The organism is Pseudoalteromonas atlantica, assembly GCA_007988745.1.
GTDB lineage: Bacteria > Pseudomonadota > Gammaproteobacteria > Enterobacterales > Alteromonadaceae > Pseudoalteromonas > Pseudoalteromonas atlantica.
In genome coordinates this window covers 82,545-96,508 of sequence record BJUT01000005.1, presented here as the reverse complement: position 1 = coordinate 96,508, position 13,964 = coordinate 82,545, and the positions used below count along the sequence as shown (strand labels likewise).

Genomic DNA, 13,964 nt, shown 5'->3' with positions numbered 1-13,964 from the left:
GTAAACCTATATTTAGATTTTACCAACTAGGTCTAGTGAAGGAGCAAGTGTGTCTTCACCTGGCTGCCAAGATGCAGGGCAAACTTCACCGTCGTGAGTTGCAATGTATTGAGCAGCTTGTACTTTACGTACTAACTCTTTAGCGCTACGGCCAATACCTAAATCGTGAGTTTCGATTACTTTAATTTCGCCCTCTGGGTTCATTACAAAAGTACCGCGAAGTGCAAGGCCGTCATCTTCAATCATAACGCCAAAGCTGCGAGTAATACGGCCAGTTGGGTCGCCAATCATTGGAAATTTAATTTTACCAATAGTGTCTGACGTGTCATGCCATGCTTTATGCGTGAAGTGAGTATCAGTTGATACTGAGTAAACTTCTACACCCATTTCTTGTAGCTGCTCGTAGTAATCAGCAACATCGCCAAGCTCAGTAGGACATACAAACGTGAAATCTGCAGGGTAAAAGAAGAAGATTGACCACTTACCTAGTACGTCTTTTTCAGACACTTCTACAAAGTCACCATTGTGGTATGCAGTTGCGTTAAAAGGTTGAATTTTTGTGTTGATCAATGAAGTGCTCATAGTATTCCTCATTTATATTTAAAGTGTTTTAAAGTTACTCAACGCAGCCAAAATGTGTGGCCTTTCGCGTTGGCTTGATTAATACAATAAGCCCATTGGTAAACTAAATAAAATTGATTGTTTAGATTAAAACAATCGATTTTTAAGATTGAACTATCCAGCTCTTCTATTCGTAAACGATTTATTACCTGTAAGTGCTAAGAATACTGCTACAATAGCCGCGCTAAAAAACACACAACATAAGGCATGCTGTAATGGAAAAATTTGTTAATCATATTCAACTTGGCTATTTGGGGTTACTACCCTTTTTGGGCTGTGTAGCGTGGCCGCTTATGTTTGGCAGTAATAGCGTTAACTTGGAGTTTTTTACTTTTTATAGCATTGCTATACTGGCATTTATGGCGGGCAATTTATGGCGCGCTGGGATGCAAAGCTACAGCGATGCAATTAAAGCGGTTGTGCCTGTTATACCCGTACCATTTTTATCGTTTATTCCGCTGGAGTGGGCGCTTGCCTGGTTAGGGGCTAGTTTTTGGTTAGTTCTTATCTTTGAAAAAGCCACACCACAATGGCAAACCTACCATCGCGATTATCAAAAGATGCGCTTTATTCTTACCTCAGTGGTATTTGTGTGTCACATACTCACCATTGGTATGAGCCTTTACCCAAAATAACCTTGCGCTGCTTAACCTACTAGGCGTAATAGTGTAACATCCGCGCACTGCTATTTAAGGACGCACCATGATTGATACATTACGCCAGCAGCTTAACGAGCTTGGCGAAAACTACGTAGAAAAAAACGCCGCTTTTAAAATTAAAGTTATTCCGTTTTTTTGCGCTATTAGTATTAAAAAAGATCACAAAAATGAAGGCCGGCTCAGCTTTTACTCAAACCAATTAATAGAAATACTGTTAGTGGTGTTATTTATGTTGTTTGGGCTTACGCTTTATAACCCAGAGGCGGGTTTTACACATGGCCCTATTCATATTGTGTTTGCTATTTTAATTACCTTTAATTTAATTTTAAAACAAATAGCCATTGAAGGGCTTAAAACACGCCTTGCGTTTCATCGTTTGCATGGTGCTAATACAGCGCAAAATACTCAAAGTGCAGATCAAAACACTCACAAATCTAATTAAGTTATGTATTTAAATCCTAATTGGCGAATTCTCACCGTAGGCGATGGCGATCTATCGTTCTCTAATGCGGTGGTTAATCATATAAAACCGGCAAAGTTAGTCGCATCTACTTATGATAGCGCCAAAACCATAGAGCAAAAATACCAGCACAATGCGCTAAGTAGTTTAAAAAAGTGTCATGTTGAGGTTATAAATTGCTTTGATGTAACGGACCCTTTATGTTGGCAAAAATTAGCTTCGCACCAGCACAGCTTTGATGTGGTTATTTTTCAGTTTCCGCTTATTCCAGCCTTTGTAGGGCGCGAAGCATTTGAAAGCAACACTCAAAAAACCAGCATGAACGTGCTTAATCGCGCGTTACTACATCAATTTATTAAATACGCTAACAAATACGCACTCGACAAAAGCGGCCCTATGCTTTGCTACATAACCTCAAAAGATGTAAAACCCTATCGCGAGTGGAATATTGAAGGCAGCTTAAGTAATGCCCTTGAGACTAAATACGCGGGCCAAATGCCTTTTGATATTAACCAGTTTGATGGTTACAAAATAAGAAACGTAGACCGTGACAAACACGTAAAAGACACCAGTGGCATCACTTATGTGTTTACGCCTAAAGCAATCTCGGCGCAATCTGACGAACTAAGCACGCACCTTACAAAGCCTGCGTATTTAGGTGAAAATCATTGCTCGCTTTGTCGGGTAGGCCCTTTTATTGCTACCGAAGATGAAAACAAACACCTTAACGCTAAAAAGCACCAACAAATGCTTAAACTAGAAGATGACTGGCAGGCGTGGCTTACTGACTTTTACAACCACTCTTTATAACCCTGTTTTATAGCTCAATTTAATTAAATCAGCGGCCTTTTCAGCAATAGCAATAACAGGTGCGTTTGTGTTACCTGTTACTATGGTTGGCATAATTGAGGCGTCAATAACCCTTAAGCTGCGTATCCCGTGTACTTGTAGTTTGCTATTAACCACCGCCATATTGTCGGTGCCCATTTTACAGGTGCCCACAGGGTGATATTCGGTATCGGCAGTTTGGCGAATAAATTCAATAAGCTGGGAATCGTTATTTACATCAAGCGGGTAAACAAAGTTACCACGAATTTTATCAAAGGCGGGGCTTTGCATAATACGCAGCGCTTTTTTAAGCCCTGCAAGCATAAGCGATAAATCATCAGGGTGGCTTAAATAATTAGGGTCGATAAGCGGCGCACTGCGTGGATTGCTATTGGCAAGCCTTATTGTCCCTCGACTTTTGGGGCGCATAATACTACTGTGAATACTATAGCCATGGCCAAGGTGAACTTTGCGACTATGATCGTCCACCAACCCAATTACAAACTCAAGTTGAATATCCGGCGCAGGCGAATTATCCAATACATTAATAAACGCATGTGACTCAGCAAAATTACTGGTTAATATTCCGCTGCGTTTACTAAACCACTGCGCACACCCTTTAATAATACTTGCAGCGCCTTTTACACTTACCCCAAAGGTGCCTTTTGCTGTATTTGCTTTACACAAAGGCACCACGGTTAAGTGATCTTGTAAATTACCCCCTACTCCTTCCAGTGCATGTTCCAGTGGTATGTTATGCGCTGCTAAATGCGCTTTAGGGCCAATTCCTGAAAGCATTAACACGTGCGGAGAGTTAATTGCACCGGCGCTTAAAAGCACCTCCTTTTTAGCCATTAATGTAATAATTTTACCGCCGCGCTCAAGCTCTACGCCGTAGGCAACCTTATTTTTGATTATAATCTTATTAACGTGGCTGTGGGTAAACACACTAAGGTTAGGCCTGTTTAAGTGCGGTGTTAAATACGCTTTTGCAGCACTACAGCGCTCACCATTATGTTGCGTAACCTGCGAAAGCCGTGCTCCTTGTTGCTCAGCGCCATTTATATCGTCATTTAACTGTATTCCTTGCTCAACACACGCTTTTAAAAAGCAAGAGTTTACCGCACTTGGCTTAGTCAGCTCTTGCACATGCAATGGCCCTTTTGTGCCATGTAACGCGTTGTTAAACGTTTTATTGTTTTCGGCTTTTATAAAATAGGGTAATAAACTGTTGTAGTCCCACCCAAGGTTGCCATTTTGTGCCCAGTTATCGTAATCGTATTTATTACCGCGTATATACACCATGGCATTAGTAGAGCTAGACCCACCTAGCACTTTGCCCCGCGGTACAAAGCCACATCGGTTATTAAGCGCCTTTTGCGGTACCGTGTTGTAATGCCAACTATTTATTCCGTATGGCACACTGGCCGCAATACCCGCAGGCATTTGTATTAAAGCGCTCTTATCGCTACCGCCCGACTCTATTAGGCACACACTTATATGCTGATCTTCTGATAAACGCGCTGCCAGCACACAACCTGCACTGCCTGCGCCAATAATAATATAATCAAACGTGTGGTTACTCATAGGTGCCTTTGCATAATCACTATTTAGGTGTTATTGGTAGCTGCTTCTGCTTTGTGCATCCATGCAGTTGTAAATAAGCAGTTTTATTGCAGCAAGCTATTCGCTCTATAGTGCATAGATTAAATCCTAAAAACTTGATATTTTTAGACACCTTCTTTAATTTACAGCGCCAGTGTATGAGCAGCCCAATACGTGCCACCTCTTTATATTCAATAGACTCGTTAATTAAAGAACTTGGCGCAGACCCAGCAAGCGTAATGAAAACCTGTAAGGTCAATGTCGACTTTAATAACCTTGAAAACCAATATTTACCCTATTTGAGCTATGCAAATTTATTAGAGTACTGCAGCCACACGCTTAACTGCCCAAGCTTTGGGCTTAAATTAGCAAATAAACAAAACTTTGATATTTTAGGCCACATAGCCATAGCCGCTAAAAGTGGGACTAATTTAGAAGAAGCGCTTAGCTGGGTGGTTAAATATTTACACTTACACAGCCCCGCATTGTGCTTAACAACGCACTCATTAGATAATGACGAGAGCTTATTTTTATCGTTTGAATTTAACCTAAAGCCCCTGCCACAAATAAACCAAGCCATAGAGCTCACGCTTGGCTTAGCCATGAGCATAATTAAAAAATTAAGTAATAATCAGTGCAAGCCTCGCACTGTGTTTTTACCGCAAAAACTGACAACTAATACACATGCATACAAAACCTATTTTGGCTGTAAAGTAATAGAGCACCGCAACAGTGCGGGCATTGTAATAAACAAAGCCGACTTATCGATAAAGCTTAACCACAATAACCTTAATAAAACCGACGCGGCCTTTAATTTTTTAGCTAAACGCAACGAACACAGTCAGTCATTACCTGCCCAAGTAAGCGCACTAATAAGGCCAATGCTGCCTATTTATCAGTGTTCAAACCAAACTATTGCCGAGGCACTTAATATGCACCCGCGTACCTTGCACCGTGAATTGGCTAAACATAACACCAGCTTTGTAAAACTTAAAGACACCACACGCCGGGCCCTGGCAGCGCATTACTTGCTTCAAAAACAATACTCTATCAGTACTATTTCAATGCTTTTAGGCTATCACGAACAAGCAACCTTATGCGCAAGTGTTAAACGCTGGTTTGGGTATTCTCCACGCGCATACAGGGCAAAAAAAATGTTAAAGTAACGGCTCTTATTATTTAAGCTAAGGAGCAGGCATGAACTTTGTCATTGTCGGTACAAATTTTATTAGTGATACCCTATTAAGCGCAGCAAATACGTTACCTGCATTTAATTTATACGGTGTGTGCTCACGCAAGCAATCAAGCGGCGAAGCCTTTTTATCTAATCACCCCAATACCGATGTAAAAATTTTCACCTCAATTGAGCAGGTATGCCAAGACCCCAATGTTGATGCGGTGTATATTGCAGCGCCAAATAGCCTACACAAGCAATATGCAGTAATGTGCCTTGAAGCAGGCAAACATGTACTAGGCGAAAAACCTTCAGCCGCTAATAGCCAAGAGCTAAACGCTATTTTAACTGCGGCTAACGCCAATAAACGCCTTTACATGGAAGCAATGATGACCACGCATTTGCCAAACTTTGCGCGACTTAAAAATGCGCTGAGTAAAATTGGTAAACCCCGTAAGTTTATTGGCCAATACAGTCAGTACTCATCACGCTACGATAAATACAAAAACGGCGAACGCCCAAATACCTTTTTACCCGAATTTGCCAATGGCGCTTTGCTTGATTTAGGTGTGTATCCGCTTTACCTACTTATAGCACTTTGGGGCGCTCCACAGCGCGTGAGTGCCAGTGGGGTACTATTAGATACAGGCGTAGATGGCGCAGGCGACGTATTATTAAATTACGATGATAAACAAGCCGTTATTAGCTACTCTAAAATTTCTCAAGGCGATAACATCACCGAAATACAAGGTGAGCGCGGACGCTTACGAATACATGCCGTGTCGCAGTTAAAACACATAGAGTTTGTTGCCAATAACGGGGAGGTTGAGGTTATTTCTGATAAATTTGATGAGCACTTTATGAAATACGAAGTTGCGCACTTTATGCAAACCATAAACGCGCAAAAGCGAGAGTCAGATGTTAATACACATCAGCTTGCTCGCGACGTAATGAACGTACTTGATACCGCAAGAAAACAGCTTGGGGTAGTTTACCCTAATGATAAAAACGCAGCAGCGGACTAAAGTTGACCCCCATCCGTGGGCAATCAAGGCAAGAGCCTAGTTGTAATTATGTGCTTACTTATTTTTTATTAGGTACAGCTAAATTACACAGGCTCTTTATTAAAGCGTGTAGATTTTTAATGGTTTAATTTGCATAAATCTATTCACCATTCAACCAAGGCTGCGCCAGTTATTAGGCGAACTAGGTTACTCACCTCGCACCACCATTAACCCGCGCCTAGATTGCACACATTTCAATCCATTAAAGTTAGCTTGCTCTAAGCACGCTTATATAAATGAGCAAAGTTAACTTAGCACACAAAAACATGACCAATCAAGCTAGCCAATTATTAAAATTTATACTAAATTGGTAACATAAATAGGTTAACACTCATTTATAATATTATATGACCGTTACATCACTTTAGAATTTTGACATAATAGTGAATTTTGGGGTAACCTCTGCTAATAACAGTAGGTTTAGGCTATTTGAGCCTATTAGCCGCTATTCCTTAAGGTAATAAAGGTAGAATATGGGAAACCGTCGCTTATTTTGGCGCATTGTTGATAAAGTTGAAGCTTTGATAAACCAAGGAGAGTTTTCTGCTGGGAGTCGTTTACCACCAGAGCGAGAACTTGCCGACATGTTTGACGTAAGCCGCCCAACAATTCGTGAAGCTATTATTGCATTAGAAGTACGAGGCCGCGTAGAGGTCAAAACCGGCTCAGGCGTTTATGTAATAGAACAACAAGAAACATCTGTAAAAACTAAAGAGATCAGCGCTTTTGAGCTAACACAAGCTCGCGCACTCATTGAAGGTGAAATAGCCGCACTTGCCGCTCAATCAATCACCGATGAAGAACTAGCTCAATTAAAGCAAACGCTAATAGCCATGGAAAAAGGCTTATATGTAGAACAAGCAGACCGCGAGTTTCATGAAATTATAGCGCGTGCTACACGTAACAAAGCCCTTGAGTATGCGGTGGCTAATTTATGGGATTTACGTTTAAACAATTCACAAATTGTGGCTGATTACGGCAGTGTGTGTAAAAACAATAACGATTGCGTAATGGATGAGCACACCGCTATTTATAATGCGCTGCAAACACACGATGCAAGCGCCGCACGTACCGCAATGCATAAACACTTTAACCGTTTAATTAATGCATTATTTGACGCGGTAGAAGCGCGTGCGCTTGAAGAAATCAAACGTAAAAATGATGAAAAACGTGGCCTTTATTCTTTAGATGGCCTAGTTAAAAGTGCTAGCAAAACACACTAAAACGACCTAAACGTTTATAAGCCAACGATCTATTCGCTGGCTTTTTTATTTTAAGGCTCTCTGCTTTTACCTTTAGTTATGCATAATCAGTTACGCTAATTCATCGTATATATTAGTTACTCCCTCCCAAATTTAATGTGTATGCACTACAAGCTATTACTTAGCCAATAAAAAACAGATACACTGCGCAAAACTAGACGATTGTTACCAAGGAAAACAATGCAATCATCCACTAAAGACTTTTTGCTCGCGCTTGTGTGCGTTATTTTAGCAATGATCACAATTCAATCTGGCGCCTCATTTGCTAAGCAGTTATTTCCTGTTGTTGGCCCCGAAGGCACTACTGCACTTAGGCTTGGCTTTTCTGCACTTATTTTGTGTTTAATATTTAAACCGTGGAAACACCTACCAGCTAAAGGTAATCGGTTATCAATTGTGGTATACGGTTTAAGCCTAGGCGGAATGAACATTTTATTTTATTACGCCATTGAACGTATCCCTTTAGGAATTGGTGTGGCGCTTGAATTTACCGGCCCATTAGCGGTGGCGTTATTTAGCTCACGCGCTAAGCGCGACTTATTTTGGGTGGCGTGTGCAATTGCGGGTATTTTACTGTTACTGCCCGATATGAGCAGCCAAGAAAGCCTAGACCCAATAGGCGTAATACTCGCGCTAGGTGCCGGTGCTTGCTGGGCAGCCTATATTTTATTTGGCAAAAAAACCGGCACACAAAGCTCAGGCGGCGCAACGGTCGCACTCGGCATGACCGTAGCAGCCATTGTACTTGTACCTTATGGCGGCATATTACAAAGCAGTGCGTTTACATGGAGTGTTATACCGCTGGGCATTGGCATTGCCATTTTATCAAGTGCACTGCCCTATACACTTGAAATGGTTGCACTGCGTAATATGCCCGCTCAAGGGTTTAGCATTATGCTAAGTTTAGAGCCTGCATTTGCCGCCCTTGCTGGGTTTATTATACTTGGCGAGTTATTAACCTTGTGGCAATGGTTGGCTATTTTATTGGTGATTATAGCCTCGGTAGGTAGCTCATTTTCGAGTGTTAAAAAACAATAATCGCCTCTATAAAAAGGCCAGCACATAACTGCGCTGGCCTTTTAAATAACAAAATTCGCTATAACTTGTATCGCGCTACTTTTTACTTGTCATTAAATAGCCAACTAGTGATATTACTGGCATACCCGCTGCCACTAACGCCACGCTTTCCCAGCCACCAGCTTCGTATAGTGGGCTTGCCATTAACGAGCCAAGCGCTCCGCCAACAAAAATACTGGTCATGTATATGGCGTTTAAGCGAGCTCGGCTTTGCGGCTCTAGTGAATATACCACCCGCTGACCCAGCACCATATTTGCCTGCACAGCAAAATCAATAAACATGCCCGTAAGCGCTAAAATAATAATACCGTGCGGAAGCTCAAATATACTGGGTAAAAAGCAGGCAGCAGCAATCACTTTTGCAAGTAAGGATAACTGATGCGTGTAACCTTTGTCGGCTAAACGCCCAACAATAGGGGCAGCAATAGCACCAGCTGCGCCTACTAAAGCAAATAAGGCAATTTGCGATTGCGATAAGCCATATTCTCTGGCTAATACAACCGGTACGCTGGTCCAAAATAAGCTAAAAGAGGCAAACATAAGCGCCTGATACAATGCCCGCTGACGCAGCACTGGCTGCTGTATTATTAGCTGCTTAAGCGATTTTAATAACTTAAAGTATGTTGTATTGTGTGTCGGTTGTCTGCTCGGTATTGCAAAATATATAACACTGGCTATAAATGCCATACAGCCTGCGGCAAAGTAAAATACGGCTCGCCAACCAAAGTGATCGGCTATTAAGCTTGCAACTGGCCTGGCTAATAAAATACCCAGTAACAACCCCGCCATTATATTGCCCAGTACTTGCCCGCGTTTTTCATCTGAGGATAAATGCGCAGCAAGCGGTATTAATACTTGCACCGATACAGAGCTCGCCCCCACCAATAAGCATAATAGCAACATTACACTTGGGCTTTGCGCTAAGCCTGCGCCTATTAAACTTAAAAATGTTATGGCTAAGGTAATGAGCATTAAGCGTTTGTTTTCGACTAAATCAGCCAATGGCACTAAAAAAAACAGTCCCATTGCATAGCCTATTTGTGTAAGCGACACAATAAAACTGGCGCTGTGCGCACTTAAACCCACATCGGGCGCTAATAGCTCAATAATAGGTTGGGCATAATAAATATTTGCCACAATAAGGCCACAGCACAGAGCAATAATGCTCACTAAGGTATTACTTATTTGCACTGGCTGTGCACGTGATTGGTTCATAAATAACTCTAATTTATAAATAATAAAACCCACTGCATATAAATGCAGTGGGTAGCCATGGTAAATGTAAGTTACTTAATAGGTGAAGGCTGCCCATGTGGGCTAGATCGCAAGTACTGCTTAGGCGCATTAACGGTTGCGCCAAGTTGCGCTGCAGCATGCCAAGGCCAATGCGGGTTATACAAAATACCTCGCGCTAGTGCTACGCCATCGGCTTGCTGCTCGCTAATAATATCTTCGGCTTGTTGTGGCTCAGTGATTAAACCTACGGCTATTACCGGCATACTTACTACCTCTTTAATAGCAGTTGCAAATGGTACCTGAAAGTTAGGTTTAACCGGTATTTGTTGCTCTGGGCTTAGCCCTGCTGTACTTACGTGAATAAAATCGCAGCCAAGCTTATCTAACGCTTTAGCAAGCTCAATAGATTGTGCTAAATCCCAGCCACCTTCTACCCAATCAGTAGCAGAGATTCGAATGCCTACCGGTTTATGGCTTGCAAATTCAGCTCTTAGTGCTTTAAAAACCTCAAGCACAAGGCGCATACGGTTTTGCAAACTGCCCCCGTATTCATCATCACGCTTGTTTGAAAGAGGCGATAAAAACTGGTGTAACAAATAACCATGCGCACCATGTAGCTCAATTAAATCAAGCCCTAGCTCATCAGCGCGTTTTGCTGCACTGACGAAATCGTTTATTAGCTGAGTTATATCCGCTTTTGTCATAGCCTTTGGCTGGTAGGCATTGTCATCGTAGGCTATGGCAGAAGGCGCAAGTGTTTGCCATCCGTTTTCATCGCTAGGTGCAATTGCACCACCGCCATCCCACGGTTTTTCAGTAGATGCTTTTCGCCCTGCATGCGCAAGCTGAACGCCAATAGGCATCGGACTGTATTGCCTAAGCGCTTTTAAGCTTTTGCCCAGTGCTTGCTGGGTTTCGTTATTCCAAAGCCCTAAATCGGCGTAACTAATGCGCCCCTCAGGGCTTACCGCGGTGGCCTCTAAAATTAATAGCCCTGCACCACTTAAGCTCAATTGCCCTAAATGAATAGCGTGCCAATCACTGGCAGACCCCTGATTTGCTGAGTACTGGCACATAGGCGCAATAATAATGCGGTTGTCTAAAGTGAGTTCACCGAGCTTTAAAGGTGAGAATAATTGGCTCATAAATATTCCTTAAATACGCGTACTTTAGTACGAAATGCTATAGCTTACGGTATGAAGGGTTAATGGGGATCAAACTTCACTTTTATAGTGTCAAAACGAGAATAAATACCGTTGAGAAAAACATTCAAAAGGGTCTTATAGGTTTTTTAACCGTATTAATACATTCAGGTAATTAACCAATATGAATGGCTATTTACATTTACTCAACGAGTAAAATATGCTTCCTTGTACCTTAATTAGCCAATTACTTGGATGTTATACATATTTATATAATTTTTTGTTGTGCAACTAGCTATATTTATTCCAAAAAAGTGAATTAAAATTCAATTTTAATATTCCCACCACTTTAACTCCCTGATAAACTGGTTAACTTATATTAACTGGTGTTAAATTTTGAATCTGGGGATCACTTTTTATGTTTAAACCAAGCTTGCTAACCTTGGCTATTTCGAGCGCTGTATCTAGCGCATTTTTATTTTCTAACTCAGCTGTGGCACAACAAGAAACCACCGCTAAAAACAAATCACTCGAAGTAATCGAAGTTACAGCAACAAGACGCAGCGGATCTGTACAAAATGCACCGCTAAACATTACCGCACTTGATGCCGATGTAATGAAAGATCAAAACATTGGCGAATTAGCCGATGTAGCGCGTTGGGTACCTGGTTTAACAATTACCGATCAAGGTGGTCGCTCAGGCTCACCAATTATAGTACGTGGTTTAAACACTAACTCGTCGGGTCCATCATCAGATGGCGGCACCGTAGCCACATACGTTAACGAAATTCCAGTGTCAGTTGATATGCGTTTAGTAGACATAGAGCGTGTTGAAGTACTTATTGGGCCACAAGGTACCCTTTATGGTGCGGGTACATTAGGCGGCGCAATTCGTTACATGCTTAAAGAGCCAGAGCTTGATTTTACAACGGTAGAAATATTTGGCGATATGTTTCAAACTCAAGAAAGTGACTCGTTAGGCGGCGAAGGCGGCTTTATAGTAAACTTGCCACTTATTGAAGATGAACTTGCAGTACGTGCAAGCTTAAACGTATACGAAGACCCAGGCTTTATTGATTATGCTTACACAGTGCGTGAGCCAGGTGTATCGCTACCGGACCCTGATTGGAGCAACGTCGACGAAGTAAACAACAATATTAAAAATGTTGAAGATGCTAACGGCGAAACAACTACCACAGGCCGTATTTCTGTACGTTGGAAACCAAGCGAAACATTTGAAGGGACACTTAATTACTTCTACCAAAACCAAGACAGCGAAGGCCGTTCAATTGTTCATTACAACAGCCTAAACGATGATAACGGTTTAAGCGATATTGTAGGTAAATACGAGTCGGCTTATCGTTATGAAGAGCCGCGCGAAAAAGAAGATCAACTACTAAGCCTTGAGCTAAAAGCCGACCTAGGTTTTGCAGAGCTTGTATCGGCAACCGGTATTTCAAGCTTTGATGCCGACGGCCAACGTGACCAAACCGATTTACTTATCCGCCTAGATTACGGTTATGAAGAGTTCCCTGCGTTTTCATCATACACACGTGAAATTGACGAAGAAGATACCTTCACTCAAGAAATTCGCTTAGTGTCTCAAAGCGACAGCGACTTTAACTGGATTGTGGGTGGCTTTTACAACAAAACAGAAACCGAAGCATCAAGTAGAGAGTTTACGCCTGGGTTTGACCAATTCGCTATCGATAACTTTGGTGGCGCTCAGCTAAGACCTGACTCATTAGAATACTTAGAGCTTACAAAAAGTAAGGTCACTGAGTCTGCGCTATTCGGCGAAGTTGGCTACCAAGTTACCGAAAAATTAGATATTACCATTGGCGCACGTTTTTACGAATACGATGTAGAGGCGCAAGCAGCATTTGACTTCCCGCTTGCAAATACACTTTATGGCGATGCAGACCCTGATGCAATCACCGTTGCTTACGAAAAAGACGAAGCAGGCGATAACGGTAACTTATTCAAATTTAATGCTAAATACCAGTTTACTAATTCAGTAATGGGTTATGTAACAGTAAGTGAAGGCTTTAGAATTGGCGGTTCCAACCTTCTAGCTGTTTGCCCTGATCCTATCCCTGAAAACCAGCAAACAGGGTGTGGTAACGCTGACGAAAGGCTTTTTGATGCAGATACCACAACAAACTACGAGCTAGGCCTTAAAAGCACCTGGTTTAGAAGCCAATTACACTTTAACGCCGCTTTATTTAATGTAGATTGGGAAGATGCGCAAATTGCAGGCGCAACAGATGTAGGCCAATTACCGTACTTATCTAACGCAGGCTCTGCCAACGCAAAAGGTATTGAGCTATCTACCCGTGCTATTTTATCTGACTCGTTTACCGTGTACGCAACATACGCATACACTAAAGCAGAGCTAACCTCAGACGCCCCATTTTTATTTAATGCTGATGGCACCGATGGCGCAGAAGACGGCGACCGTTTACCGGGCTCGCCAGAGCATCAGTTCTCAATGGGTGTAAACTATCAAACAGATGTGTTTAACGACAAAACCCTTGATATTAACTACGGTTTAACCGCACAAAGTGATGTAATTTCAAAAGTAGGTTTGCATGACAATGGCGAAACCCTGCCAGGTTACAGCTTAAGTAATATTTCTGCTAAGCTAACGGCTGATGAGTGGTCTACTACTTTATACATTGATAACGTATTTAATAAATACGCCGTTACATCAGTACGTCGCTCAGATGCAGACATAACATCAGCAAATGGCGCCGACATACAACGTAACTACGGCCACTATATTAATCGCCCACTTACGGTAGGCGTTAAATTTAACTACAAATTTGAAATATAA

At 41.9% G+C, this 13,964-nt stretch carries 12 protein-coding genes; 8 read left to right on the top strand and 4 right to left on the bottom strand.

Annotated elements, in window-relative coordinates:
• Positions 1 to 12: 12 nt before the first annotated feature.
• Positions 13 to 582 (bottom strand): alkyl hydroperoxide reductase subunit C, encoded by a 570-nt coding sequence (gene ahpC / locus PAT01_RS04440; RefSeq protein WP_004587118.1) that lies wholly within the window; start codon positions 580 to 582, stop codon positions 13 to 15.
• A 254-nt stretch (positions 583 to 836) separates the two neighbouring features.
• Between ahpC and PAT01_RS04435 the strand changes: the two genes are divergently transcribed.
• From PAT01_RS04435 to PAT01_RS04425, 3 genes are all read left to right on the top strand, one after another.
• Positions 837 to 1,256 carry a DUF3429 domain-containing protein gene (locus tag PAT01_RS04435; protein WP_054981772.1) on the top strand — a complete coding sequence of 140 codons (420 nt, stop codon included), beginning with the start codon at positions 837 to 839 and terminating at the stop codon, positions 1,254 to 1,256.
• A gap of 67 nt (positions 1,257 to 1,323) precedes the next feature.
• Positions 1,324 to 1,722 (top strand): hypothetical protein, encoded by a 399-nt coding sequence (locus PAT01_RS04430; RefSeq protein WP_029774450.1) that lies wholly within the window; start codon positions 1,324 to 1,326, stop codon positions 1,720 to 1,722.
• A 3-nt stretch (positions 1,723 to 1,725) separates the two neighbouring features.
• Positions 1,726 to 2,550 carry a class I SAM-dependent methyltransferase gene (locus PAT01_RS04425; RefSeq protein ID WP_154944919.1) on the top strand — a complete coding sequence of 275 codons (825 nt, stop codon included), beginning with the start codon at positions 1,726 to 1,728 and terminating at the stop codon, positions 2,548 to 2,550.
• Here the strand turns inward: PAT01_RS04425 and PAT01_RS04420 are convergent.
• Positions 2,545 to 4,155 (bottom strand): GMC family oxidoreductase, encoded by a 1,611-nt coding sequence (locus PAT01_RS04420; protein ID WP_154944917.1) that lies wholly within the window; start codon positions 4,153 to 4,155, stop codon positions 2,545 to 2,547. The genes PAT01_RS04425 and PAT01_RS04420 overlap by 6 nt on opposite strands.
• Positions 4,156 to 4,331: 176 nt before the next feature.
• Between PAT01_RS04420 and PAT01_RS04415 the strand changes: the two genes are divergently transcribed.
• The 4 genes from PAT01_RS04415 to PAT01_RS04400 all read left to right on the top strand — a co-directional run bounded on the left by PAT01_RS04415 (position 4,332) and on the right by PAT01_RS04400 (position 8,711).
• Complete coding sequence (locus PAT01_RS04415) at positions 4,332 to 5,339, top strand: AraC family transcriptional regulator (protein WP_154944915.1); 1,008 nt, start codon at positions 4,332 to 4,334, stop codon at positions 5,337 to 5,339.
• 31 nt (positions 5,340 to 5,370) lie between these two features.
• A complete protein-coding gene (locus PAT01_RS04410) occupies positions 5,371 to 6,372 on the top strand; it encodes a Gfo/Idh/MocA family protein (protein ID WP_055253839.1) in 1,002 nt (333 codons plus the stop codon).
• 512 nt (positions 6,373 to 6,884) lie between these two features.
• Positions 6,885 to 7,634: a FadR/GntR family transcriptional regulator gene (locus PAT01_RS04405; protein WP_004587131.1), complete on the top strand. Its 750-nt coding sequence runs from the start codon at positions 6,885 to 6,887 to the stop codon at positions 7,632 to 7,634.
• Positions 7,635 to 7,853: 219 nt separating this feature from the next.
• On the top strand, positions 7,854 to 8,711 hold the full coding sequence (locus PAT01_RS04400) for an EamA family transporter (protein WP_064387042.1): 858 nt from the start codon (positions 7,854 to 7,856) through the stop codon (positions 8,709 to 8,711).
• A gap of 75 nt (positions 8,712 to 8,786) precedes the next feature.
• Here PAT01_RS04400 and PAT01_RS04395 read toward each other — a convergent pair whose 3' ends face one another.
• Both PAT01_RS04395 and PAT01_RS04390 read right to left on the bottom strand, forming a co-directional pair.
• Positions 8,787 to 9,965 carry an MFS transporter gene (locus tag PAT01_RS04395; protein WP_064387172.1) on the bottom strand — a complete coding sequence of 393 codons (1,179 nt, stop codon included), beginning with the start codon at positions 9,963 to 9,965 and terminating at the stop codon, positions 8,787 to 8,789.
• Positions 9,966 to 10,036: 71 nt separating this feature from the next.
• Positions 10,037 to 11,131, bottom strand: coding sequence for an NADH:flavin oxidoreductase/NADH oxidase (locus tag PAT01_RS04390; RefSeq protein ID WP_154944913.1), 1,095 nt, complete (start codon positions 11,129 to 11,131; stop codon positions 10,037 to 10,039).
• 415 nt (positions 11,132 to 11,546) lie between these two features.
• Between PAT01_RS04390 and PAT01_RS04385 the strand changes: the two genes are divergently transcribed.
• The gene (locus PAT01_RS04385; RefSeq protein ID WP_154944911.1) at positions 11,547 to 13,964 is read left to right on the top strand and encodes a TonB-dependent receptor; all 2,418 of its coding nucleotides are present in this window, start codon (positions 11,547 to 11,549) and stop codon (positions 13,962 to 13,964) included.